We start from the raw sequence: 25245 nt of genomic DNA, 5'->3' as shown, positions 1-25245 counted from the left end.
AGTGCAGGAGGAATTCTGCCGATAATTATTCTATATTCGGCGGCATTTTAAAAAGATTTGTTACTCTGTTTCTGAATAAACCAGGAAACATTCAGGCAGGATGATAATGCTTGTTAGTAGCTTGTATAAATAAATGTCATTTTCAGTATGTGAATAGAGTGAGATTTCTGAGAGTTGATTTTTTGTGGTGATTCGGTATTGATACCTCTGGCTGTTTTTGGTCTAATTATTTCCTGAGTTTTAATTAATAAATAAATGACATTTTCGATTTAAACGGAGAGATTCGTTGCTTAAGTTTAATAACTGATATGCCATTATGAAAAATGGAATCAGAAATCCACGTCTTACAGGCCAGCCTGTTTTAAAGATATCCGGGTATGAACTGCTGCTATCCGGCCTGTCTGACATTAAGGCACTGAGCATTAAAAAAATTCCTGTCCGATACAGGCGGATAGATAAAAGTTAAACCTGTCCGTCGGGTATGGGTGATTCAGGGAGCGAAGTCCTGCGCTAAGCGCAGGGGAATAATGTTAAATTATGAAAAGGAATTAATAAAATGACTTCTAAAATGACTATGATGGTATTGCTGTGTGGCGGTCTGCTCGCGGGAAATAATGCGCTGGCCGATCATCACACTGTCTCAGTTGGTTATGCTCAAAGTAAAATTGAAGACTTCAAAAACATTCGCGGCGTGAACGTTCAGTATCGCTATGAATGGGATTCTCCTCTCAGCGTTATCGGTTCATTCAGCTACATGAAAGGCGATGATAGTTATTCTGAACAGAATAACTATTCTGGCAACGTTGAACGATATAATGAAAAACTCGACGCAAAATATTATTCCCTGATGGCGGGTCCAGCGTACCGCATCAATGACTATGTCAGCTTTTATGGATTAATTGGCGTTGCACGCACCAGAGTGAAAGACAAGGCCACTTACCAGTCGCAGTATGAGAAGTATTCAGGATCTTATAGTGAAAGCAAAGCCTCATTTGCTTACGGTGCAGGTGTTGTGGTTAACCCGATTAGCAACCTTTCTCTGAGTGTTGGCTATGAAGGCACTCGCGTGAAATATAACGATGATTTTGCCATTAATGGCTTTAACATTGCTGTCGGCTACCGTTTCTAAGCTTTCCTGAATCTTATTACCCTGGCCGTCTGGCCGGGGTTAATGACTCTTACAACCTTGTTACCCACGATTACGCTTTCAGAACTTCAGTATTCGCCATTCCCTGTGAGCAAATAACAACAAACCCTGTCGCAAAACAGGGTTGTATTATTATCATATTGATTTTTAATTTTTTATTTTTGAGTTTTAAGGTGCGAGCCATAGTGTTTTTTGCTGTTCAGAACTCTCCTAAAAACTGGCCCTGATAGCAAAGTGACCAATTTCCTCCATTTATCTGATGTTGCATTTTCGGTCCATCTGTAAAACTTCATCTCAACAAACACGGCGCGTCGCGCACGCCGGTTATACCTCAGTTAACGAGGATGCTTTAACAGCAGGATTGCGCGGTAACACTTTTCAGGAGGAACTTCCTGTGAATAAATCAATGTTAGCGGGTATCGGTATTGGTGTGGCAGCAGCACTGGGTGTTGCCGCCGTAGCAGGCATGAACGTGTTTGATCGCGGTCCTCAATACGCTCAGGTACTGGCTGCAACGCCAATCAAAGAGAGCATCAGACAGCCACGTCAGGAGTGCCGTAATGTCACACTGACGCACCGTCGGGCCGTACAGGATGAAAACCGTCTTGCTGGCTCTGTATTAGGTGCAGTGGCAGGTGGAGTGCTGGGTCACCAGTTTGGTGGCGGTCGTGGTAAGGATGTCGCGACGGTAGCAGGTGCATTGGCGGGCGGGTATGCGGGTAATCAGGTCCAGGGCGGACTGCAGGATCGTGATACCTACACCACAACCGAACAGCGCTGTAAAACAGTGTATGACAAACAAGAGAAAAAACTGGGATACGACGTCACCTATAAAATAGGCGATCAGCAGGGCAAAATCCGTATGGAAAATGACCCTGGCACGCGTATTCCACTGGATCGCAATGGTCAGCTGATTCTTAACGGTGACCAGGCGTAATTGGGCAAAGCTTTGCCGCACTCGCGGCCACACAGCACGACGTAATGAAAAAGGCGCATCTCAAAGATGCGCCTTTTTTATCGCCACTTCCCCGCACTTTACCGATTAGCTCAGCAAAGCGCGGGCAGGGGCGTTACGCCTGATGCTCAGCCAGTTGTGAAACGAAGCCCTGCACCCAATCCATACGAATTTTTCTTTCCGACAGCTCACGGGTAAACCGCAGGCGTGTTGGCCCATCCAGTTTCCACTGCTGCGGCTCTTTCTGCAGCAGACTAATCAGCCATGCCGGATCGACCTTGTTCTGCGGCGCAAAATCGAAATAGCCACCTTTGTCGCTGGCTTCAATCTTACGCAGACCGACCGCACGGGCTTTCAGACGGATAATCGCCACATCCAGCAGGTTACGCGCAGGGTCAGGCAGCAGGCCGAAGCGGTCGATCATCTCAACCTTCAGCTCCTGCAACTCCTCTTCAACCTCCGCGCTGGCAATGCGCTTATAAAGTGAAAGACGGGTGCTGACATCCGGGATAAAGGTCTCGGGCAGCAGCGCTGGCATGCGAAGTTCCACTTCGGTCTGGTTGCTGGTGAGATCTTCCAGTGACGGCTCGCGACCCGCTTTCAGCGCATCAACAGCATTCTCCAGCAGCTCCATGTAGAGCGTGAAGCCCAGCGTCTCCATCTGTCCACTCTGCTCATCACCCAGCAGTTCGCCCGCCCCACGAATCTCCAGGTCATGGGTTGCCAGCGCAAAACCGGCTCCCAGATCTTCGAGTGAGGCGATCGCCTCCAGGCGTTTATGCGCGTCCGTGGTCATCGACTTCGGATGCGGCGTCAGCAGCCATGCGTAAGCCTGATGATGCGAACGACCGACGCGACCACGCAGCTGATGCAGCTGCGCCAGACCAAAGTGATCGGCCCGCTCAATAATGATGGTGTTCGCGGTCGGAATGTCGATCCCGGTTTCGATGATGGTGGTACAGACCAGCACGTTGAAACGCTGATGATGGAAATCGTTCATCACCCGCTCCAGCTCACGCTCGCGCATCTGTCCATGACCAATCGCTACCCGCGCTTCCGGCACCAGATCGCTGAGACGCTGCGCCGCTTTCTCAATATTTTCAACATCGTTGTAGAGGTAGTAAACCTGGCCGCCACGCAGAACTTCACGCAGAATCGCTTCACGGATCACCAGATCGTCATATTCACGGACAAAGGTTTTCACCGCTAAACGGCGGGCAGGCGGGGTAGCGATAATCGAGAGATCGCGCATGCCGCTCATCGCCATATTCAGGGTGCGCGGGATCGGCGTGGCGGTCAGGGTCAGGATATCTACATCAGCACGCATCGCCTTGATACGCTCTTTATGACGCACCCCGAACCGGTGCTCTTCATCGACAATCAACAGGCCGAGATCGTGCCATTTCAGATCGCTCATCAGTAGCTTATGGGTGCCGATTAAAATGTCGATTTTGCCCTCGCTGGCCTGTTCCAGTACCTGTGCCTGCTCTTTGGCAGTACGGAAGCGGGAAAGCATCTCAATGCGGACCGGCCAGTTGGCGAAGCGATCGCGGAAGTTATCGTAGTGCTGCTGTGCCAGCAGGGTGGTTGGCACCAGTACGGCCACCTGTTTGTGGTTTTCTACCGCCAGAAACGCGGCGCGCATCGCCACTTCGGTTTTACCGAAGCCCACGTCGCCGCACACCAGTCGATCCATCGCCAGCGGCTGACACATATCGCTCAGCACGGCATTGATCGCCTGTGCCTGATCGGGTGTGGTCTCAAACGGGAAACTTTCGCAGAACAGCTGATACTGCTCGCGGTCATGCTTAAAGGCAAAGCCGGTTTTAGCGGCGCGCTGGGCATAGATGTCCAGCAGCTCAGCCGCCACATCGCGTACTTTCTCCGCCGCTTTCTGCCGCGCGCGTGACCAGGCATCGCTGCCCAGCTTATGCAGTGGCGCATTATCGTCAGCCCCGCCCGCATAGCGGCTGATCAGGTGCAGCGATGAAACCGGCACATAGAGTTTGGCGTCGTTGGCGTAGGAGAGCATCAGGTATTCGGCCTCAATGCCGCCTGCTTCCAGCGTAGTCAGGCCGATATAGCGGCCCACGCCGTGCTCCAAATGCACCACCGGCTGGCCGGGATGCAGCTCCGCCAGGTTACGGATCAGAATGTCCGGGTTAATGGTGCGACGGGTATCCTGACGGCGACGGCTGACGCGTTCGCCCAGCAGATCGCTTTCGCAAATCAGCGCCCGGTTGCCCTGGGTATCGATAAAACCGCGCTCGCTGGCCCCGATCATCAGCGTGAAACGATCGTCGACGGTTTCATCAAAACGGTGCACCGGCTGAGGACGCAGTTTAATCCGTGCCAGCAGCTCCTGCAGGCTCTCGCGGCGGCCTTCACTCTCTACCGAGAAGACCACGGCGCCGCTGAAGGTCTCAATAAACTGCCGCAGATGATCGAGCGGCGCTTTCGCCTGCGCCTGAACGGTGAGGTCTGGCAGCAGGGTATAACCGAGATTGGTGTTGGCAGCTTTGGCAGGCAGCACCTCATTGGTCATCTGGATGCGCGGCCAGGCTTTCAGTTCACCCATTAACGCATCGGGACGCAGCCACAGGGTGACCGGCTCCAGCAGCGGACGCATCGGATCCACCCGGCGGTTCTCATAGCGCGCCTCAGCATCCTGCCAGAAGCGGGTGGCGCTGCCTTCGAGGTCGCCGCAGTTCACAATCAGGGTGTTGTCAGGCAGATAGCTGAACAGGCTGGGTAACGGCTGCTCAAAGAACAGCGGCTGCCAGTATTCGATGCCCGCGGGCAGCGTGCCCTTGCTGACCTGCTGATAGATATGCTCCGACTCGCGGCGCACATCAAAAATTTCGCGCCAGCGGCTGCGGAACAGCTCAATGGCGGCTTTGTCGCTGGGAAATTCATGCGCAGGCAGCAGGTTAATTTCTGCCACCGCTTCCAGCGTGCGCTGATTATCGACGTCGAACAGGCGCAGGCTGTCGATCTCATCATCGAAAAAGTCGATGCGATAGGGCTGATCGCTGCCCATCGGGAACAGGTCGAGCAGGGCGCCGCGCGTGGCGTATTCGCCGTGCTCCATGACCTGATCAACATGACGATAACCCGCCTGCTCAAGCTGATCGCGCAGCCGGTCGCGTGACAGCTTTTGTCCCTGCTTCATCACCAGCGCATGACCGTGCAGGAAACTGTGCGGACAGACGCGCTGCATCAGGGTGTTGACCGGCATGATCAGCATACCGCTCTGCATCACCGGCAGCTGATAGAGGGTCGAGAGGCGCGCGGAGATAATATCCTGATGCGGCGAGAAGCTGTCATACGGCAGCGTCTCCCAGTCGGCGAGGTGCACCACCGGCAGATCGGTAAATTGACGGATTTCATCCAGCAGACGCAGGGCGGTTTGGGTATCAGGAGTAATCATCAATACCGGGCCAGCATGACGTTCGGTAATGCTGGCACACTCTACCGCATGCGCAGCGCCGATGAGCTGGCCGAGCTGGCAGTGGTCGCCGGATTTAACGGGCAGGGTATAACGAGTCTGTTCGGGCATGGGATCTCGGGGTTGCTCCATTTTTCCAGGACGTAATCATTCCATATTATGTCAGGGGGATCACCTTTGCGGCACAATTTTCCTGCCGCGCCGCGCTGAACACGGGGATCGGTCAGCCATTACCGGGCGTCGGCGGTAATACAGCGGATAGAGAGAGGATAGACGAGTCTGGAGCGGGATCAGAAAAAACCGCCGTCGCTCTGCAGCGACGGGGTTAAACGGGCATTCTATTTTATGGATTGCTGTGTGTAATACATGCGTGGGCGGTCGATATTTGCCCAGGATAACTCCTGCTCAGGATGATAGCTGAGGTTGCCGTCGTCCCACTTTACGTAGTAGCCGGCTGGTGCGCTTCCCTGCTCAAAGACGTTGATGATTTCGCCTCTGATTTCCCCGGATTGATGTTTAACGATGCTGCCTTTGGGAAATTTCAACATGGTCGCTACCTCTATCGCTGTGCGATAAATATCCTCTTATCCTGTTACAGATTGTAGTCTACGCGCCAGGCCGCTGGATAATCAGCCAATAAGCGATGGCTTTATCGTCTATTCTGCGGCTTTGGTCGTGAATGTGACGTATCCTGACGCAACTTTGCTGCCGACTCAGAGGGTTAGAGGTTTCATAAAGCGAGCCGCTCCTTTATCATCCCACTACCTATTTTCAGGCAACGGCTTACTGGATTCCATGTATCAACCTGTCGCGCTATTTATCGGTCTGCGTTACATGCGCGGACGAGCATCGGATCGCTTCGGTCGCTTTGTCTCCTGGCTCTCAACGATTGGCATTACGCTCGGCGTGCTGGCGATGGTCACCGTGTTATCGGTGATGAATGGTTTTGAGCGTGAACTCGAAGGCAATATTCTTGGCCTGATGCCTCAGGCGCTGATCACCAGCGACAAAGGCAGTCTCAATCCCCAACAGCAACCCGCTGACTCGCTGAATCTGCAGGGTGTCAGCCGCATCGCGCCGCTGACCACCGCCAGTGTGGTGCTGCAAAGCCCGCACAGCGTCTCGGTTGGTGTGATGCTGGGCATTGAGCCGTATGAAAAGGATCCGCTGACGCCGTTCCTGGTCAACACCCAGCAGAGCGTGCTGCAGGCCGGGCAGTATAATGTGATCCTCGGTGAACAGCTGGCGTCACAGCTTGGCGTAAAACGCGGCGATCAACTGCGTCTGATGGTGCCGTCGGTCAGCCAGTTTACGCCGATGGGACGTGTGCCGAGCCAGCGTCTGTTTACGGTGGCAGGCACTTATGCCGCCAACAGCGAAGTCGATGGTTATCAGATTCTGGTCAATCTTCAGGATGCGTCGCGCGTGATGCGCTATCCGGCCGGGAACATTACCGGCTGGCGGCTGTGGCTGGATAAACCGTTGTCGGTTGACAGCCTCAGCCAGCAGACACTGCCCCAGGGTCTGGTCTGGAAAGACTGGCGTGAGCGCAAAGGCGATCTCTTCCAGGCGGTGCGCATGGAGAAGAACATGATGGGCCTGCTGCTGAGCCTGATTATCGCTGTGGCCGCCTTTAACATCATCACCTCATTAGGCCTGCTGATCATGGAGAAGCAGGGCGAAGTGGCGATCCTGCAAACCCAGGGCCTGACGCGCCGGCAAATCGTGGCGGTGTTTATGGTGCAGGGTGCCAGCGCCGGGATTATCGGCACGCTGCTCGGTACGCTGCTCGGTGTGCTGCTCGCCAGCCAGCTTAATAATTTAATGCCGGTGATTGGCCTGTTCCTCGATGGCGCCGCGTTGCCGGTTGATATCAATGTGTGGCAGGTGGTCACCATCGCCCTCAGCGCGATGATTGTGGCGCTGTTGTCTACGCTCTATCCTTCGTGGCGCGCTGCCGCCGTTCAACCTGCTGAGGCTTTACGTTATGAGTAACACTCCTTTGTTGCAGTGCCGCGACCTGTGCAAACGCTATCAGGAAGGCAGCGTGCAGACCGATGTGCTGCGCAATGTGGCTTTCAGCCTCCAGCCCGGTGAACTGACGGCAATTGTCGGCAGCTCCGGTTCCGGTAAAAGTACGCTGCTGCATCTGCTGGGCGGTCTGGATGCGCCGACGTCGGGCGATGTGGTGTTTGATGGTCAGTCGCTGAACGCCATGTCCTCGTCGGCCAAAGCCGAGTTGCGTAACCGCGAGCTGGGCTTTATTTATCAGTTCCACCATCTGCTGCCGGACTTCAGCGCGCTGGAGAACGTGGCGATGCCGCTGCTGATTGGCAAAATCGCGAAAGCGGAAGCGCAGGAACGCGCCCGCGAGATGCTGGCCGCAGTCGGGCTGGACCATCGTGCCGCGCACCGGCCGTCTGAACTGTCCGGCGGCGAGCGTCAGCGCGTGGCGATCGCCCGTGCGCTGGTCAACCGTCCACGGCTGGTGATGGCAGATGAGCCCACCGGCAACCTGGATGCGCGCAACGCCGACGCCATTTTTGAACTGCTGGGCGAGCTGAACGTCCGTCAGGGAACCGCCTTTCTGGTGGTGACGCACGATCTGATGCTGGCAAAACGCATGACGCGTCAGATGGAGATGCGTGATGGTCAGTTAAGCGATCAGCTCACTCTGGCAGGAGTGCTGTAATGGGTTCGTCGTTATCCCTGTTGCTGGGCCTGCGCTTCAGCCGTGGACGCCGTCGTGGCGGCATGGTCTCGCTGATTTCGGTGATCTCCACCATCGGGATTGCGCTGGGCGTGGCGGTGCTGATTATCGGCCTCAGTGCTATGAACGGTTTCGAGCGTGAGCTGAATAACCGCATTCTGGCGGTGGTGCCGCACGGTGAAATCGAGGCAGTTAATCAGCCGTTCCAGCACTGGCAGTCGATGATTGCGCCGATTGAAAAGGTGCCCGGCATTGCGGCGGCAGCCCCCTATGTCAACTTCACCGGCCTGATTGAGAGCGGTGCCCGGCTGGAAGCGCTGCAGGTGAAGGGCGTTGATCCTGCCCAGGAGCCGCGCCTCAGCGCACTGCCACAGTTTGTCGCCGGTAACGCCTGGTCCTCTTTTGCCGCCGGTAAGCAACAGATCATTCTGGGCGGCGGCATTGCTGAATCGCTGAAGGTGAAGCAGGGTGACTGGATCACCATCATGATCCCCAACAACGATGGTGATAACAAACTGCTGCAGCCAAAACGCATCCGGCTGCAGGTCAGCGGTATCCTGCAACTCAGCGGCATGCTTGATCACAGTCTGGCGCTGGTGCCGCTGGCCGATGCGCAGCACTATCTGGATATGGGTGACAGCGTCTCTGGTATTGCGCTGAAGATGACCGACCCGTTCCAGGCCGTGAAACTGGTGCGCGATGCCGGTGAAGCAACCCGTTCTTACGTCTACATTAAGAGCTGGATTGGCACCTACGGCTATATGTACCGCGACATTCAGATGATCCGCGCCATCATGTATCTGGCGATGGTGCTGGTGATTGGTGTCGCCTGCTTTAACATCGTCTCCACGCTGGTGATGGCGGTGAAGGACAAGAGCAGCGATATCGCGGTGCTGCGTACCCTCGGCGCGAAAGACCGGCTGATCCGCGCCATCTTTATCTGGTACGGTTTGCTGGCGGGCCTGCTGGGCAGCGTCAGCGGTGTAGTGGCTGGCGTGCTGGTGGCGCTGAATCTGACCTCACTGGTGCGCGGGCTGGAGTCAATCACCGGTCATCATCTGCTGGCAGGAGATATCTACTTTATAGATTTCCTGCCCTCGGAACTGCACTGGATTGATGTGTTCTCAGTACTGATTACCGCCATTCTGCTGAGCCTGCTGGCGAGCTGGTATCCGGCCAGACGCGCCAGCCGCATTGACCCGGCTCGGGTATTAAGCGGTCAGTGATAAAAATGCGGCGCGAGTGATTTCGCGCCGCATCTGTTTAAGACCTTTGCTGTTGGGTCATGCCCTCAGCAACCGTTACTATCGGGTGATGTTAACCCGGAATCTGTTTAGAGCGGCTCGCCGCAGCTGCTACGCCAGGAGATTTTATGCGTACACCACGTCGCCGCATACGACTTGCCCGCCTGAAGAAAACCCGGAGAAAAGTGCATCAGCGCTTTCGCCAGCGCATTTTTGAGCGCGATCGTCAGGCCGAACTGGCCGCCCATCCCCAGCCGCATGTTGTGGTGCTGACCGGCGCAGGCATTTCCGCGGAGTCCGGCATCCGGACCTTCCGCGCGGCTGATGGCCTGTGGGAAGAGCACCACGTTGAAGATGTTGCCACGCCCGAAGGCTTTCAGCGCGATCCCGCGCTGGTGCAGCGTTTCTACAATGCGCGTCGTCAGCAGCTGCAGGAAGCCGACATCCAGCCTAATGCCGCCCATCTGGCGCTGGCGGAGCTGGAGCAGGTGTTAGGCGATAATTTCCTGCTGGTCACGCAAAACATCGACAACCTGCATGAGCGCGCAGGTAACAGTCGGGTGCTGCATATGCACGGTGAACTGTTAAAAGTGCGCTGTGTCACCAGCGGTCAGGTGATTGAGTGGACCGGCGATATCACGCCGGACGATCGCTGCACCTGCTGCCAGTTCCCCTCAGTGCTGCGGCCGCACGTGGTCTGGTTTGGCGAGATGCCGCTGGGTATGGAGCAGATTTACCAGGCGCTGGAACAGGCCGATTACTTTATCGCGATCGGTACGTCAGGCCATGTTTATCCGGCCGCGGGCTTTGTGCATGAGGCCAAACTGCAGGGCGCGCACACCGTTGAGCTGAACCTGGAGCCGAGCCAGGTGGGTAACGAGTTTGCCGAACGGCATTACGGCCTGGCGAGTGAAGTGGTGCCGGAGTTTGTCCACAAGCTGTTGCGTGGATTCTATAAGTAAGCGGGGCGGCTAATGCCGCCCCTTTTATCAATTTTAGCGGCCCGCTTTAAGCTGCTGGAACAGGGTTTCGTACTGAAGGCTGGCGTCGCCCACATCATCCTGCCATTCACCGTGCTTAATTACGTCAGCAGGTGGGTAGAGTGACGGATCGTTCGCCACGGCGGGTGGCAGCAACGCCTTTGCCGCGAGGTTCGGTGTAGGATAGCCGATAGTTTCCGCCACTTTCGCCGCGACGTCAGGACGCAGCAGGAAGTTAATCAGTTTCAGCGCGCCTGCCTTGTTCTTCGCATTAGCCGGGATCGCGAGGTTATCCATCCAGAAAATGCCGCCCTCTTCAGGCCAGACGATCGCTAACGGCGTGCCCGCCTGACGTGCGACATACGCTGAGCCATTCCAGAGCATGCCCAGATTCACTTCGCCTTCCATATAGGGATTACCGGGATTATCAGAGTTGAAGGCCAGCACATTGGGCATCAGCTTTTTCAGCTCAGAATAAGCAGCTTTGATCTGCTCTGGATCGCGGGTATTGCCGGAGTATCCCAGCTTGCGCAGCGCCATCTGGAACACTTCGCGCGCGTCGTCGGTCAGCAGCAGGCTTTGCTTATATTCCGGCTTCCACAGATCGGCCCAGCGGGTCACGCTTTTCACGTCGATCTCATCGGTATTGACACCGATTGCCGTCGCGCCCCAGATATAGGGAATCGAATAGTTATTGTCAGGATCGAAGGGTTTATTCAGCAGGTCGGGATCGAGATTGCTGAAGTTGCTGAGCTGGCTTTTGTCGATCTTCTGCAGCATCCCTTCGTTACGCATTTTTGCCACGAAGTAGGTTGACGGCACGACCAGATCGTAAGCGCCATCTTTCCAGGTTTTCAGCTTGGCGTACATGCTCTCATTGGATTCATAGGTCGAATAGATCACTTTAATGCCGGTCTCTTTCGTGAACTGCTCCAGCAGCCCCGGCGGCACATATTCGGTCCAGTTGTAGAAATAGAGGGTATTACTGTTGTCTGCCTGCGCCACGTTCATACCCAGCAACAATGCACCTGCCGCCAGCCAGTGAGATCTCTTTTTCATCCTCAATCCTCTTATTTATTTCTGTCACGCAGCAGCCACTGACTGGCCGCGACCAGCAGCAATGACAGCAGCATTAAAATAGTGGCCAGCGCATTCACTTCCGGTGAGACGCCAACTTTTACCATCGAGTAGATCTTCAGCGGTAAAATCTCAAACGTCGGACCGGTGACAAAGGAAGAGACCACTACATCATCCATCGACAGGGTAAAGCTCAGTAACCATCCGGCGGCGACGGCTGGCATCGCCAGCGGCAGAATGATTTTGCGCAGAATGGTGGTTTCGCTGGCCCCCAGATCTTTGGCTGCCTCCAGCATGCGCACATCAAAGCCTTTCAGGCGTGAGTAGACGGTAATCACCACAAACGGCAGGCAAAATGTAATGTGGGAAAAAAGCAGTGACCAGAAGCCCAGCGAAATGCCCAGCAGCATAAACAGCACCAGCAGAGAGATAGCCATCACAATGTCCGGCGACATCATCACCACGAACAGCATGCCACTGACAAAGGGCTTGCCGCGAAAACGATAGCGAAAGAGAGCGACAGCGGTAAGTGCGCCGATCAGTGTGGCACAGCTGGCTGAGAGCACGCCCATGATTAGCGAGTGCTGCGCCGCCTGAATCAGACTGTCATTGTTCAGCAGCAGGCTGTACCAGTGGGTCGTGAAACCCTGCCAGTTAATGCCAAAGCGGGAGGCGTTAAACGAATTCACGATCAGAATAACAATCGGTATATAGAACCAGGCGTAAATAATCGCCATAAAACTGCCGCGTAACAGGCGTGCCATCATCCTAAATCCACCCGGTTATTCAGCAGTCGCGCCGCGCGCCAGTAAATCAGCAACAGCAATCCCATCAACAGCGTCATCACAATGCTGGTGGCCGCGCCAAATGGCCAGTCGCGGAAGTTGAGGAACTGACTTTTGATGACGTTGCCAATCAGCAGATTCTTTGCGCCGCCCATCAGGTCGGCGACGTAGAACAGCCCCATCGCCGGGATCAACACCAGCAGACAGCCGGCAATAATGCCCGGCATGGTCAGCGGCAGAATGATACGGAAAAAGGTCTGCAGCTTACCGGCACCGAGGTCGCGCGCCGCTTCCAGCAGCGGTTTATCCAGCTTCTCCAGGCTGGAGTAGAGCGGCAGCACCATAAACGGCAGCAGAATGTAGATCAGCCCGAGGATCACCGCTTCCGGGGTATACATGATGCGAAACGGCTTGTCGATCAGCCCCAGTGACAGCAGGAAATCATTCAGCCAGCCACGGGTGCTGAGGAAAATTTTCAGGCCGTAAATACGGATCAGCGAGTTGGTCCAGAAAGGCACAATCAACAGAAACAGCATCATCGGACGCAGGCGCGGTGTGAGTTTTGTCAGACACCATGCAAAGGGATAGCCGAGCAGCAGACAGCCGATTGTGGCAATCAGCGCCATGTTCAGCGAGTGCAGCAGCACCTGCGCATAGAGCGGGTCGAGCAGCCGGGTGTAATTACTGAAGGTCAACACCGCGCTGACGAAATGTGCATCATCGCGCGTCAGAAAACTGGTGACAAAAATCATCAGGTTGGGCACAAAGACGAACAGCGCCAGCCAGCCGACAATCAGGGCGATAACCCCCTTCTGAAAACCATTACGCATCCGCTTCATAGGGCAGTACCACCTCCCATCCTGGCACCCAGCTCACGGCCATCTTCTGATTAAGCGAGTGATCAACATCCGGGTCATCCTCATTGAAGAACTCGCTGACTGTAACCAGCTTACCGTTCTCCAGCTCTACTGCAGACTCCAGCGTCATGCCTTTGTAGTTACGTTCGCGCACATAGCCAATCAGGCCATCTGATGCGCTGTCACCGTGGATCTCCTGCACCCGCAGATCTTCCGGACGCAGCAGCACATGAAGCCGGTCACCCACGCTGACCGGAAACGTACAGTGGATCTCGCACTCGCGTCCCTCGACCCGGGCACGCACGTCTGGCGCGCGGTCGCTGGCGAGCACTTCAGCATCAAAGACATTAATTTCGCCGATAAAGCGGGCAACAAACAGGTTTTCGGGCTCTTCGTAGATTTCGCGTGGCGTACCGTCCTGCACGACCTTGCCGTCGCGCATGACCACGATGCGATCGGACATGGTCAGCGCCTCTTCCTGATCGTGGGTGACAAAGACAAAAGTAATGCCGAGCTTACGCTGCAGGGCTTTCAGCTCGTTCTGCATCTGGCGGCGCAGCTTATAGTCCAGCGCCGAGAGGGATTCGTCCAGCAGCAGCACTTCAGGACGATTGACTACCGCGCGGGCAATCGCCACACGCTGTTGCTGGCCGCCAGAGAGCTGATGCGGGCGGCGATCGGCAAAGCTTTCCAGCTGCACCATTGCCAGCGCGTCATTGACTCTGGTCGTTATCTCCGCCGCCGGGGTTTTCTGCATCCGCAGGCCAAAGGCGACGTTTTCAAATACCGTCATATGCGGGAATAGCGCATAGCTCTGAAACACGGTATTGACGTGACGGTGTTCGGCCGGCGTATCAGTAATGTCCTGGTCATCGAGCGAAATACGGCCGCGATCTGCCGCTTCCAGCCCGGCAATCAGGCGCAGAATAGTGGTTTTGCCACAGCCCGACGGGCCGAGCAGAGTGATGAACTCACCGTGATGGATGGTCAGGTTAAAATCATCAATGATGGTCTTACCATCAAAAGCTTTACTGATGCCAGAAAGCGTAACCAGCGCCTGCTGTGCGCGTGTTTGCGTCATTTTAGTCTCAGTCTGTCTAAGGTCGAACAGGTTAGAGCATAGCCGCTCAGCGCAGCCAGCCAGCAAAGAGGGGCGGATGATACCTGAAAAATAAGGCATTGCCATGTTTTGCCCGCCTGGCCGCGGCAATTTGACCGGCTGTTAACAACATTGCGAGGTTTGCCGCAACAATCACGTAATCAGGCGTTTTTTTCGGGCTTATTACTTTCACAAAGGTCACTGACAGCGCTAACCTGTCTGCGAATGATTTTACGCAACGTTGTGACCGGCGGGTCTGTGAATAATACCGGACGGCACTTTTAAAGGATGGGATATGGAACAGTTACTTGAGCGCTTTTTAAGTTATGTGGCAGTTGAGACACAGGCTAAGCCGCAGGCGCGCCAGGTGCCCAGCAGTGAAGGGCAGTGGACGCTGGCGCGTCAGCTGCAGGAGGAGCTGCTGGCCCTGGGTTTTGTTGATGTCACCCTGAGCGATCACTGTTGCGTCATGGGCACGCTGCCCGCCAATGTTGACTGGCCGACGCCAGTTATCGGTTTCATCTCCCACATGGATACGTCGCCTGATTTCACAGCGAAACATGTGAATCCGCAGATCATCGAAGATTATCGCGGTGGCGACATTGCGCTGGGTAATGGCAACGAGGTTCTGTCACCGGTGATGTTCCCGGTGCTGCACAAGCTGATTGGGCATACGCTGATTACCACCGATGGCAAAACCCTGCTGGGCGCGGATGATAAAGCGGGTATCGCCGAGATCATGACGGCAATGGCGCAGCTGGCTGGCAGCGATACGCCACACGGTGCGATCCGCGTCGCCTTCACGCCCGATGAAGAGATCGGTCGCGGCACCTCTCACTTTGATGTGGAGGCGTTTGCCGCCGACTGGGCCTACACCATTGATGGCAGCGACCTGGGCGAGTTTGAGTATGAGAACTTCAATGCCGCCTCGGCTACGGTCAAAATCGTCGGTAACAACGTGCATCCAGGCTCCGCCAAAGGCGTGATGGTCAATGCGCTGGAGCTGGCTAACCAGTTTCATGCCGCGGTCCCGGTCAAAGAAAAACCGCAGTACACCGACGGCTATCAGGGCTTCTACCATCTGCACCAGATCAAAGGCAGCGTCGAGCACGCCGAGATGCTCTATATCATTCGTGACTTCGAAACAGAGAGTTTTGAACAGCGTAAACAGACGCTGCTGCAGATTGCCGCGGAGATCAACAAAACCCTGCACCCGGATTGTTCGGTCACGGTTGAGATCACCAACAGCTATCGCAACATGCGTGAAAAAGTCGAGCCGTTCCCGCATATCATTGATCTGGCTTTGCAGGCGATGCGTGACTGCGGCATTGAACCTGTAGTGAAACCGATTCGTGGCGGCACCGATGGGTCGTCACTGTCGTGGAAAGGGTTGCCTTGCCCGAACATTTTTACCGGGGGCTATAACTATCATGGCAAGCATGAGTTCGCGTCGCTGAATATCATGGCGAAATCAGTGGAAGTGATTGTGCGTCTTTCTGAACTGGCAGCACAGAAGAAGGATTAAATGAAAAAAGGCTCTCTGCCAGTAAAAGCCAGAGAGCCTGTTTCAGCCGCAGCGCACGGTTCCGCGCTGCGGGTTATTCCTCGCCGAAGTACCAGTAACCAGCATTTACCAGACCGGCGATCTGCGCCAGCACGGCCGGATCATCCAGCGCATCACCCAAGTCGTCGAGCGTGATGCGATAGTGATTCGCCAGAACCGCCATCACATCGGGGCGTGAACACTCAACCCGCTCACCATTGATATAAACAGCATCACCAATCGTCAGGACACGCAGGCCACCCAGCCGGCTCAGGGCATCGCCCTGTTGCAGCGCATCATAAATTTCATCAGGCTGATAAGGTGGTTCCGGCGGCGCGACGTCGAGTTCGTGGCGTGACTGCGAAATGAATTCGCCGAACCACTGCTCAAACTGCTCCGGCTGATTGACCACATCCAGCATCAGCTGGCGCACGCCTTCAATCTCCTGCGGCAGGATCTGTGACGGGCAATCGCGTGCAGGTACATCCGGATCGCTGAAGCGCAGGCTGCCCAGCTCATTGGCCAGGGCGTAGTCGGCGAAGCCGCTGATTAACTCACGACCGCTGGGGGCGCGGAAACCAACGGAGTAGTTCAGGGCGTTTTCCAGCGAGTAGCCTTCATGCGGGAATCCTGGCGGAATGTAGAGAATATCGCCCGGCTCCAGCTCTTCATCGATGATGGCATCGAAGGGTTCAACCTGCAGCAGGTCCGGATGCGGGCAGTGCTGCTTCAGCGCCACTTTTTCACCGACGCGCCAGCGACGGCGGCCCGTACCCTGAATAATGAAGACATCATACTGATCAAAATGGGGACCGACGCCGCCGCCAGGCACGGCAAACGACACCATCAGGTCATCGACACGCCAGTCAGGCAGGAAGCGGAAAGGGCGCATCAGCGCGGCAGAGGGTTCATGCCAGTGATTGACCGCCTGGACCAGCAGCGACCAGTTGTTCTCTCCCAGGTGATCATAGCTCTCAAACGGGCCGTGGCTGACCTGCCATTTGCCGTCCTGATGGCTGACCAGGCGGCTGTCCACCTCGTTTTCCATTGCCAGTCCGGCCAGTTCATCCGGTGAAAGGGGATCAACGAAGTTTTTAAAACCACGCTTCAGCACGACCGGGCGTTTCTGCCAGTAGCGCTGAATAAAATCGGGCCAGTTAATATCGAGCTGATAGTCCATACAAGGGTTCCGCTTAGGGCTGTAAATGCCAGCTAGTATAACAGCCCGGACGGTTTTCTACTCACGACGATGTTCGACTTCCTGGCGCTGAAAAACCACTTCCATACGTGCTCCGCCAAGCGCACTGCTGGTGGCGATGACGTTACCCTCATACTGTTCCAGAATATCGCGCACCACCGCCAGACCTAATCCCTGGCCCGGACGCAGCGTATCGGCGCGCTGCCCCCGCACAAATACTAAATCGCGCTTGCTCTCAGGAATACCCGGGCCATCGTCGTCGATATAGAGATGCAGCGCCTTTTCGCTCTGATAAGCACTGACTTCGATAAATTCCAGGCAGTACTTGCAGGCGTTATCGAGTACGTTACCCAGCACTTCCATAAAGTCATTCTGGTCGCCCACAAAGGTCAGCTCCGGTGAGATATCCAGCGTTATCGCCACGCCTTTGCGCTGATAAACTTTATTCAGTGCCGAGCAGAGACTGTCGAGCAGACCGGAAACGGAATGGAGATCGCGCTGCAGCGGATTGTGATCGGCCTGCATACTGGCGCGATGCAGGTAGTATCCCACCTGCTGTGAAATACGACTGATCTGCTCCAGCATCACCGGCTCCGCCTGTTCCACCGTCAGCTCTTTGCCATTGCGCAGCGATCGCAGGGTGCTCTGCAACACGGCCAGCGGCGTTTTCAGGCTGTGGGTCAGATCCGAAAGGGTGGTGCGATAGCGGGTGTAGCGCTGCCGTTCATTGGTCAGCAGCAGATTGAGGTTGCGCACCAGACTGCGCAACTCCTGCGGCGGATTATCCGCCAGATTCTCACGCTGACTGGTCTCCAGTTCGCGCACCTGCTGTGTCAGCGCACCAATTGGCCGCAGACTCCAGTGCGCCGCCAGCCACAGCAGCGGAATAATCAGTATCAGGTTAGCCGCCAGCACATAGCTGAACCACGACCAGACCACATCAGAGTGCTGCAACTCCTGCGGAATAGAGTCGACCACCACGATGGTGAGCGCGGGCAGGTTCGTCGTGGCATCGTAACGGTTAACGGCCACCGAGTGGGTAAAGGTGTCGTTACTGTCGGTGTCCCAGTCATTAAGCCGTTGCTTGGCATTGAGATTATTGCCCATCGCGACCATGCTGGTGCGATTGCTGGTATCGATCTCGTAGAAGTCGGGCTTCAGCAGCCATTCGCGGCGGATCTTTTTGCGAATATCCGGCACGTCGCGTTGCTGCCACAGAAGCTTGCCGTGCTCATCGTAGATGAAGACCAGCGTCGGAAAGTTCAGCGTCATGCGTTCCGGCTGCGCGATGGTGAGCTTGTTGTCATGCCACTGCGCCAGCGTAAAGAACAGATTGCTCTCGCCGCGCATCACCCGGTAGGTATTTTTATCGAAACTCACCACATAGCCAATGACTGCGACCATGCCGTAAGAGAGTGAGAGGAACAGGACTATCGCTGCGGAGGCCAGCAGAAAGCGGGCGCGCAGCGAAATAGGGCGGTAACGATTAAACCAGGACATGGTCAGAGATCAAAGCGGTAACCCTGGCCACGTACGGTGGCGATAACGTCAGTCGGGTGCAACGCCAGAATCTTTTTGCGCAGACGCCCCATCAGAACGTCGATGGTGTGGCTTTCGCGCAGTTCAGCGTCAGGATAGAGCTGCAGCATCAGCGAGTCTTTACTGACCACTTTGCCGGCGTTACGGATAAGCGTCTCGACAATGGTGTACTCAAAGGCGGTGAGCTTCACCGGCTCTTCATTTACCGTCAGCTCACGGCGTGAGAGATCGACCTGAAACGGGGCCATATCGATGATTTGCGACGCATGACCGCTGTTGCGGCGCATCAGCGCCTGCAGGCGTGCCGCGACCTCTTCAATATGAAACGGCTTGGTGACGTAATCATCCGCACCCGCTTCCAGCGCTTCGACTTTCGCCTGCCAGCCCTCACGGGCGGTCAGCACCAGAATCGGCTGACGCACGGCATCACTGCGCCAGCGGCGAATCAGCGACATGCCATCTTCATCCGGCAGGCCGAGATCCACCAGCGCGATATCGGGCAGATGTTCGCGGAGAAAATAGTCGGCTTCTTTGGCGTCTTCGGCGGCATCGACCTGATGGCCCATGTCACGTAACTGGACGGCGAGATGATGGCGCAGCAGGGCATTGTCTTCAACAACCAGAACACGCATAGAAATTCCTTACACTCTGTTTGAGTCAACCTGCAGAAAGTATACGCGAAATGTATTAAACAAGATGTTAACGCAGACCGGACTGGGCCGGTCTGCGGCGGGCATTATTTCAGATCGTCAACCATCTGGATAGCGCGACCAATGTAGTTTGCAGGCGTCATCTGCTTCAGACGCACTTTTTCCTCTTCGGGCAGCGCCAGGCTGTCGATAAAGGCCTGCATGCCGGCAGCATCCACGCGTTTGCCGCGCGTCAGCTCTTTCAGCTTCTCATACGGCTTCTCAATGCCGTAACGACGCATCACCGTCTGGATCGGCTCTGCCAGCACTTCCCAGTTATGATCCAGCTCGTCCAGCAGACGATCGCGGTTCACTTCCAGCTTGGAGATACCTTTCAGCGTCGCCTGATAGGCGATCAGCGCATAACCCACGCCCACGCCGAGGTTACGCAGCACGGTGGAGTCGGTCAGGTCACGCTGCCAGCGTGAGACCGGCAGTTTGCTGGCCAGATGCTGCATCACGGCGTTCGCCAGGCCCAGATTGCCTTCGGAGTTTTCGAAGTCGATCGGGTTCACTTTGTGCGGCATGGTTGAGGAGCCGATCTCGCCCGCGATGGTTTTCTGTTTGAAATGGTTCAGCGCCACATAACCCCAGATATCACGATCGAAATCGATCAGGATGGTGTTAAAGCGGGCAATGCAGTCGAACATCTCGGCGATATAGTCGTGCGGTTCAATCTGCGTGGTATAGGGGTTCCAGGTGATCCCCAGCGAAGTAACGAAGTTTTCGCTGAGTTCATGCCAGTCCACTTCGGGATAGGCGGCAATGTGGGCATTGTAGTTACCGACTGCACCATTGATTTTACCCAGCACTTCAATCTGCTTCAGCTGACGTAACTGACGCTCCAGACGGTAGGCGACGTTGGCCATCTCTTTACCCATGGTCGACGGCGTCGCCGGCTGGCCGTGGGTGCGGGAGAGCAGCGGAATGTCGCGGTATTCGCTGGCAAGACCTTTCACGGCGCTGATCAGCTGGTCCCAGTAAGGCAGGATCACGTTACGGCGGGCCGTTTCCAGCATCAGAGCGTGCGACAGATTGTTGATATCTTCAGAGGTGCAGGCGAAGTGGATAAATTCAGAGACGGCATGCAGGGCAGGGAGATCGGCCACTTTCTCTTTCAGGAAATACTCAACCGCTTTCACATCGTGGTTGGTGGTGCGCTCAATCGTTTTGATGCGGGCGGCATCGTTTTCTGAAAAACCGGCGACAATTGCATCAAGGAAAGCGTTTGCGTCGGCATCAAATGCAGGAACTTCCTTGATCTCTGCGGTCGCGGCCAGTTTTTGTAACCAGCGAACTTCAACCTCAACGCGGAATTTCAGCAGACCGAACTCGCTGAAAATCGCACGCAGCGGGCTGACTTTATCGCCGTAACGACCATCGACAGGTGAGACGGCGGTCAGAGAGGATAATTCCATCAGTGCAACTCCTGAATCATTTAGCAGTGTTTTGCCGCACCGACTTAGTAAGTCAGTGGCAGCCGGGATAAGAGGGTTTTCGCTTCACGCAGCAAACGCTGGCGCGAGAACATCAGTTGCAGTCGGCCACCGCCGACCTGCTGCCACAATACGGCAGCGCGGATACCGGCTAACAGAGTGGCACGCACTTTACTCTGCAACTGCGTATTCTGCAGCACCGCAGGCGAACCGGTAACCTGGATACGCGGGCCAAGCGGGCTGATCACATCCACATAGATGCCAGCCATCGCGCTGAGGATGGTGTCTGACTCCAGTTCATAATGTGCCAGCTGGCGATCCAGCTGCGTAATGCGCTGTGCCAGCGTCGCCATGGCGGATTTACTGGTGCTGAGCTTGCGCTCCAGCACCATCATGCTCAGGGTGTAACGCGTCAGTTCAGCGCCTGCACCCTGACGACTGCTGCTGTTCAGCACTGCCATCAGGGTTTCAAGTCCGAGGCGCAGGTTGGCTTCATTGTTACCGAACACCGCCAGCGTGGAGCCAGGATTCAGGTCCAGTACGCTGCGCAGCGACACGGTCAGCGCGTCGGGCTGGCAGTGACCCTGCTGAGCCAGCTGCTGCACCAGATGGGCGGACTGACAGATGCCCGCCAGCGCCAGCGTGATTTCCTGATAATTTTTCGCCACGGTTACTCCTGTTTACGCGTCATCAACGCGGGCTAAGCCCGATTACTCCGCCACTAACGGCAGGCGCTGTTCGATAATACCGCCACCGAGGCAGACATCGCCAAGGTAAAAGACCGCAGACTGACCTGGCGTGACCGCAGCCACCGGCTCGTCAAAGCGCACCTCAATCCGATCGTCGCCCTGCGGAATAATCTCACAGGGAATGTCGGTCTGACGATAGCGGGTTTTCACAGTGCAGCGTAGTGGGGCAGTAATCGGCTGACGATTAACCCAGTGCAGCTGCTGCGCAATCAGGCCAATGGACATCAGACGCGGATGATCGCCGCCCTGGGCGACGATCAGACGGTTACGCGCCACATCTTTGTCAACCACATACCAGGGATCATCTTTGCTCTCTTTCAGGCCGCCGATACCGAGACCTTTACGCTGTCCCAGAGTATGGTACATCAGCCCCTGATGTTCACCGACGATCTGGCCTTCCGTGGTTTCTATTTCGCCAGGCTGAGCCGGGAGATAGCGCGCAAGGAAGTCGCGGAATTTGCGCTCGCCGATAAAGCAGATGCCGGTCGAGTCTTTTTTCTTCGCGGTGATCAGGTCCAGCTGTTCCGCAATGCGGCGCACTTCCGGTTTTTCCAGCTCGCCGACCGGGAACAGGCTCTGAGCAATCTGCTCGTGGCTCAGGGTATAGAGGAAGTAGCTCTGGTCTTTGTTACCATCCAGTCCGCGTAACAGCTGGCTCTGACCATCGACGTCCTTGCGGCGCACGTAGTGACCCGTGGCGATGAAATCTGCGCCCAGGTCTTCCGCTGCGAACTCCAGGAACGCTTTGAATTTGATCTCTTTATTGCAGAGGATATCGGGGTTCGGCGTGCGGCCCGCTTTGTACTCTTCGAGGAAATGCTCAAAGACGTTATCCCAGTATTCTGCGGCAAAGTTAACTTTATGCAGCTTCATACCGAGCTTGTCGCACACAGCCTGCGCATCCGCCAGATCGTCCGCGGCGGTACAATACTCCTCGCCATCGTCCTCCTCCCAGTTCTTCATGAACAGGCCTTCAACCTGGTAGCCCTGCTGCTGCAGTAACCAGGCGGAAACGGAAGAATCGACGCCGCCGGACATACCGACGATCACTTTTTTCTGGCTGTTGTCAGACATGACACGCTCGCATTACGATAAAAAAACAGGCGGCGCATTCTATCATGCAGAAGGCAGGCGCGCACCCTCGTGAAACGGCCACTGGAACGGGCTGACCAGATGTAGCGGATAGCGCGTGCCCTGTTGCCAGAGGCGTACACTTTCCGCGACCAGTGGCGAACGCAGGTTAGATGCAGTGAGAATCTGCGCTGGCGGCAGCCACCAGCAGCAATCGATGTCGCTGTCCTGCGGCTGGGTTGGCGCTTTTTCCGCCAGATCCACACCAAACAGAAAACGCACAAAAGGCGTACTATCGGGCGCGATCCACTGGTTTATCCCGATGAAATAGTGCATCGACGCCGCAATGCCGGTCTCTTCATAGAGTTCGCGTTCGGCAGCTTCCAGCAGCGTTTCATCCGCTTCGAGATGTCCGGCAGGCTGGTTCCAGGTGGCACGACCGTTAATCGTTTCTTCCACCACCAGCAATTCACCTTCGGCCTGAACCAGACAGGCGACAGTAACATGAGGTTTAAACATCACTTCTCCGCAATTGTTAACCTGAGGTTATAAAAAATCGGTTTTCAGGTGAGGCTCTCGCTGATTTCACGCCATGTACCCGGAGCCAGATCGTCGAGCGAATAGCTCCCCATGGCGTAGCGAATTAATCGTAAGGTGGGAAAGCCAATATGGGCTGTCATGCGGCGCACCTGACGATTGCGGCCTTCATACAGTGTGACTTTAAGCCACTGCGTCGGGATATTTTTGCGCTCGCGGATTGGCGGCTGACGCGGCCAAAGCCACTGAGGCTCTGCCACTTTTTCCACGCCAGCGGGCAGCGTCATACCATCTTTCAGATTAACCCCATCCCGCAGAGGCTGAAGATCCGCCTCCTGTGGCTCGCCTTCCACCTGCACATAATAGACCTTGCCGGTACGTTTGCCGGGCTGCGTCAGCGCGGCCTGCAGAGCACCGTCGTTGGTCAGTACCATCAGGCCTTCGCTGTCACGGTCAAGGCGGCCCGCGGCATAAACGTCTGCGACGCTGACAAAATCTTTCAGGGTGCGGCGGCCCGCTTCATCGGTGAATTGCGGCAAAACGTCGAACGGTTTGTTAAACAGAATGACACGTCGTGGAGCAGCAGGGCGGGCAGGGGCACGTCGCGCATCACGCGTCGGGCGGCTGAATCGTTTATCCTGGTGAATTCGTTGAGTTGTTTTTCGCATGGGCTTTGCAGTCAGAAACATTCGGCGCATTATAACGTGAAATTGCGGTGATTGGCGTGACGGAAATATTCAAGTAGTATTGACGCGCATCTTACAAATCATTAACAAACGCCCAGGAGAGGTTAATGGAAAGCAAAGTAGTAGTTCCGGCGGAAGGTCAGAAAATCACCCTGAATCAGGGCAAGCTTACAGTGCCAAACAATCCGGTCATTCCTTACATTGAGGGTGACGGTATCGGTGTTGATGTTTCCCCGGTGATGCTGAAAGTCGTCGACGCGGCGGTGAAGAAAGCCTACAACGGCGAGCGTAAGATCTCCTGGATGGAGATTTACACCGGTGAGAAGTCAGTTGAACTCTACGGTCAGGACGTCTGGCTGCCACAGGAAACGCTCGACTTAATCAAAGAGTATCGCGTGGCTATCAAAGGCCCACTGACCACCCCGGTCGGCGGCGGTATTCGTTCACTGAACGTAGCACTGCGTCAGGAGCTTGACCTCTACGTCTGCCTGCGTCCGGTACGTTACTATAAAGGCACGCCAAGCCCGGTTAAACGCCCTGAAGAGACCGACATGGTGATCTTCCGTGAAAACTCCGAAGATATCTATGCGGGTATCGAGTGGAAAGCGGGCTCTGCCGAAGCGGACAAAGTGATCAAGTTCCTGCGCGAAGAGATGGGCGTGAAGAAAATTCGCTTCCCTGAGCAGTGCGGTATCGGCGTTAAGCCGTGTTCAGAAGCGGGTACCAAACGTCTGGTGCGCGCGGCAGTGGAATACACCATCACCAACGATCGTGATTCACTGACCCTGGTTCACAAAGGCAACATCATGAAGTTCACCGAAGGCTCTTTCAAAGACTGGGGATACCAGTTAGTGAAAGACGAGTTCGGCGGCGAACTGATCGACGGCGGCCCGTGGATGAAGTTCAAAAACCCGAACACAGGCAAAGAGATCATCGTTAAAGATGTGATTGCTGATGCGTTCCTGCAACAGATCCTGCTGCGTCCGGCAGAATATGACGTTATCGCCTGTATGAACCTGAACGGTGACTATATCTCTGACGCCCTGGCGGCGCAGGTTGGCGGTATCGGTATCGCACCAGGCGCTAACATCGGTGACGAATGTGCACTGTTCGAAGCAACCCACGGTACTGCGCCTAAGTATGCCGGTCAGGATAAAGTGAACCCAGGTTCAGTGATTCTGTCAGCAGAAATGATGCTGCGTCATCTGGAGTGGTTCGAAGCGGCTGACCTGATTGTTAAAGGTGTTGAAGGCGCTATCGCTAACAAAACTGTGACTTACGATTTCGAACGCCTGATGGATGGCGCTAAACTGCTGAAATGTTCAGAGTTTGGTGACGCGATCATCGAAAATATGTAATTCGCTTAAGCCCGCATAGCGTTAAACGCTATGCGGGCTTTTTTGTGTCTGCTGATCGTACATGTTAAGTCAGTTAACATTCATTGACGTTGTTCCCCTCAGCTGTTAAACAACACACCGTGTTAATACCCTTCCGT

At 55.5% G+C, this 25245-nt stretch carries 22 protein-coding genes; 8 read left to right on the top strand and 14 right to left on the bottom strand.

Annotated elements, in window-relative coordinates; translation table 11 throughout:
• The first annotated feature begins 556 nt into the window (after window positions 1–556).
• Window positions 557–1129, top strand: coding sequence for an Ail/Lom family outer membrane beta-barrel protein (locus tag EGO56_RS11635; RefSeq protein ID WP_135909233.1), 573 nt, complete (start codon window positions 557–559; stop codon window positions 1127–1129).
• A 412-nt stretch (window positions 1130–1541) separates the two neighbouring features.
• Window positions 1542–2084: a glycine zipper 2TM domain-containing protein gene (locus EGO56_RS11630; protein ID WP_033732285.1), complete on the top strand. Its 543-nt coding sequence runs from the start codon at window positions 1542–1544 to the stop codon at window positions 2082–2084.
• A gap of 133 nt (window positions 2085–2217) precedes the next feature.
• On the opposite strand, the gene mfd is transcribed toward EGO56_RS11630, so the two are convergent.
• Together mfd and EGO56_RS11620 are read right to left on the bottom strand one after the other, a co-directional pair.
• Window positions 2218–5661, bottom strand: a complete 3444-nt coding sequence (mfd, locus tag EGO56_RS11625; RefSeq protein ID WP_135909231.1) for a transcription-repair coupling factor — start codon at window positions 5659–5661, stop codon at window positions 2218–2220.
• 227 nt (window positions 5662–5888) lie between these two features.
• Window positions 5889–6098 (bottom strand): hypothetical protein, encoded by a 210-nt coding sequence (locus EGO56_RS11620; RefSeq protein ID WP_013357479.1) that lies wholly within the window; start codon window positions 6096–6098, stop codon window positions 5889–5891.
• A gap of 247 nt (window positions 6099–6345) precedes the next feature.
• On the opposite strand from EGO56_RS11620, the gene lolC reads away from it, so the two are divergent.
• The 4 genes from lolC to cobB all read left to right on the top strand — a co-directional run bounded on the left by lolC (window position 6346) and on the right by cobB (window position 10466).
• Window positions 6346–7545 carry a lipoprotein-releasing ABC transporter permease subunit LolC gene (lolC, locus tag EGO56_RS11615; RefSeq protein WP_135909229.1) on the top strand — a complete coding sequence of 400 codons (1200 nt, stop codon included), beginning with the start codon at window positions 6346–6348 and terminating at the stop codon, window positions 7543–7545.
• Entirely contained in the window at window positions 7538–8242 is a 705-nt protein-coding gene (gene lolD, locus EGO56_RS11610) for a lipoprotein-releasing ABC transporter ATP-binding protein LolD (RefSeq protein ID WP_135909227.1), read from the top strand. Before lolC ends, lolD begins: the two co-directional genes overlap by 8 nt.
• On the top strand, window positions 8242–9486 hold the full coding sequence (gene lolE, locus EGO56_RS11605; protein ID WP_033782665.1) for a lipoprotein-releasing ABC transporter permease subunit LolE: 1245 nt from the start codon (window positions 8242–8244) through the stop codon (window positions 9484–9486). The genes lolD and lolE overlap by 1 nt, the downstream gene beginning before the upstream one ends.
• Before the next feature lie 146 nt (window positions 9487–9632).
• Entirely contained in the window at window positions 9633–10466 is an 834-nt protein-coding gene (gene cobB, locus EGO56_RS11600; protein WP_135909225.1) for a Sir2 family NAD+-dependent deacetylase, read from the top strand.
• 33 nt (window positions 10467–10499) lie between these two features.
• Here the strand turns inward: cobB and potD are convergent, their stop codons facing one another.
• The 4 genes from potD to potA are packed head-to-tail and all read right to left on the bottom strand — an operon-like array spanning window position 10500 to window position 14284.
• Window positions 10500–11543, bottom strand: coding sequence for a spermidine/putrescine ABC transporter substrate-binding protein PotD (gene potD / locus EGO56_RS11595; RefSeq protein WP_135909223.1), 1044 nt, complete (start codon window positions 11541–11543; stop codon window positions 10500–10502).
• An 11-nt stretch (window positions 11544–11554) separates the two neighbouring features.
• Complete coding sequence (gene potC, locus EGO56_RS11590) at window positions 11555–12328, bottom strand: spermidine/putrescine ABC transporter permease PotC (RefSeq protein WP_135909221.1); 774 nt, start codon at window positions 12326–12328, stop codon at window positions 11555–11557.
• Window positions 12325–13176: a spermidine/putrescine ABC transporter permease PotB gene (gene potB, locus EGO56_RS11585; RefSeq protein ID WP_135910571.1), complete on the bottom strand. Its 852-nt coding sequence runs from the start codon at window positions 13174–13176 to the stop codon at window positions 12325–12327. Before potB ends, potC begins: the two co-directional genes overlap by 4 nt.
• Complete coding sequence (gene potA / locus EGO56_RS11580; RefSeq protein ID WP_041456759.1) at window positions 13169–14284, bottom strand: spermidine/putrescine ABC transporter ATP-binding protein PotA; 1116 nt, start codon at window positions 14282–14284, stop codon at window positions 13169–13171. The genes potB and potA overlap by 8 nt, the downstream gene beginning before the upstream one ends.
• A 313-nt stretch (window positions 14285–14597) precedes the next feature.
• On the opposite strand from potA, the gene pepT reads away from it, so the two are divergent.
• Window positions 14598–15827, top strand: a complete 1230-nt coding sequence (gene pepT / locus EGO56_RS11575) for a peptidase T (RefSeq protein ID WP_135909219.1) — start codon at window positions 14598–14600, stop codon at window positions 15825–15827.
• 73 nt (window positions 15828–15900) lie between these two features.
• Here pepT and EGO56_RS11570 read toward each other — a convergent pair whose 3' ends face one another.
• From EGO56_RS11570 to rluE, 8 genes are all read right to left on the bottom strand, one after another.
• The gene (locus EGO56_RS11570) at window positions 15901–17025 is read right to left on the bottom strand and encodes a ribosomal protein uL16 3-hydroxylase (RefSeq protein ID WP_013357489.1); all 1125 of its coding nucleotides are present in this window, start codon (window positions 17023–17025) and stop codon (window positions 15901–15903) included.
• Window positions 17026–17082: 57 nt separating this feature from the next.
• Complete coding sequence (gene phoQ / locus EGO56_RS11565) at window positions 17083–18543, bottom strand: two-component system sensor histidine kinase PhoQ (RefSeq protein ID WP_110331722.1); 1461 nt, start codon at window positions 18541–18543, stop codon at window positions 17083–17085.
• Between the two features lie 2 nt (window positions 18544–18545).
• A complete protein-coding gene (gene phoP / locus EGO56_RS11560; protein WP_003849836.1) occupies window positions 18546–19214 on the bottom strand; it encodes a two-component system response regulator PhoP in 669 nt (222 codons plus the stop codon).
• A gap of 104 nt (window positions 19215–19318) precedes the next feature.
• Window positions 19319–20689, bottom strand: a complete 1371-nt coding sequence (purB, locus tag EGO56_RS11555) for an adenylosuccinate lyase (protein ID WP_135909217.1) — start codon at window positions 20687–20689, stop codon at window positions 19319–19321.
• 44 nt (window positions 20690–20733) lie between these two features.
• On the bottom strand, window positions 20734–21375 hold the full coding sequence (hflD, locus tag EGO56_RS11550; RefSeq protein ID WP_135909215.1) for a high frequency lysogenization protein HflD: 642 nt from the start codon (window positions 21373–21375) through the stop codon (window positions 20734–20736).
• Window positions 21376–21417: 42 nt separating this feature from the next.
• The gene (gene mnmA, locus EGO56_RS11545) at window positions 21418–22530 is read right to left on the bottom strand and encodes a tRNA 2-thiouridine(34) synthase MnmA (protein WP_135909213.1); all 1113 of its coding nucleotides are present in this window, start codon (window positions 22528–22530) and stop codon (window positions 21418–21420) included.
• A 42-nt stretch (window positions 22531–22572) separates the two neighbouring features.
• Window positions 22573–23046, bottom strand: coding sequence for an NUDIX domain-containing protein (locus EGO56_RS11540; protein ID WP_003849831.1), 474 nt, complete (start codon window positions 23044–23046; stop codon window positions 22573–22575).
• Between the two features lie 44 nt (window positions 23047–23090).
• Window positions 23091–23753: a 23S rRNA pseudouridine(2457) synthase RluE gene (gene rluE / locus EGO56_RS11535; protein ID WP_135909211.1), complete on the bottom strand. Its 663-nt coding sequence runs from the start codon at window positions 23751–23753 to the stop codon at window positions 23091–23093.
• Between the two features lie 104 nt (window positions 23754–23857).
• On the opposite strand from rluE, the gene icd reads away from it, so the two are divergent.
• Window positions 23858–25108 (top strand): NADP-dependent isocitrate dehydrogenase, encoded by a 1251-nt coding sequence (gene icd / locus EGO56_RS11530; RefSeq protein ID WP_013357495.1) that lies wholly within the window; start codon window positions 23858–23860, stop codon window positions 25106–25108.
• The last annotated feature ends 137 nt before the right edge of the window (window positions 25109–25245 follow it).

The sequence above is a fragment of the Pantoea vagans genome (assembly GCF_004792415.1).
In the GTDB taxonomy this organism is placed as follows: Bacteria; Pseudomonadota; Gammaproteobacteria; order Enterobacterales; family Enterobacteriaceae; genus Pantoea; species Pantoea vagans.
The sequence above is the reverse complement of the archived record's forward strand: the minus strand, read 5'-3'. Positions and strand labels throughout refer to the sequence as shown.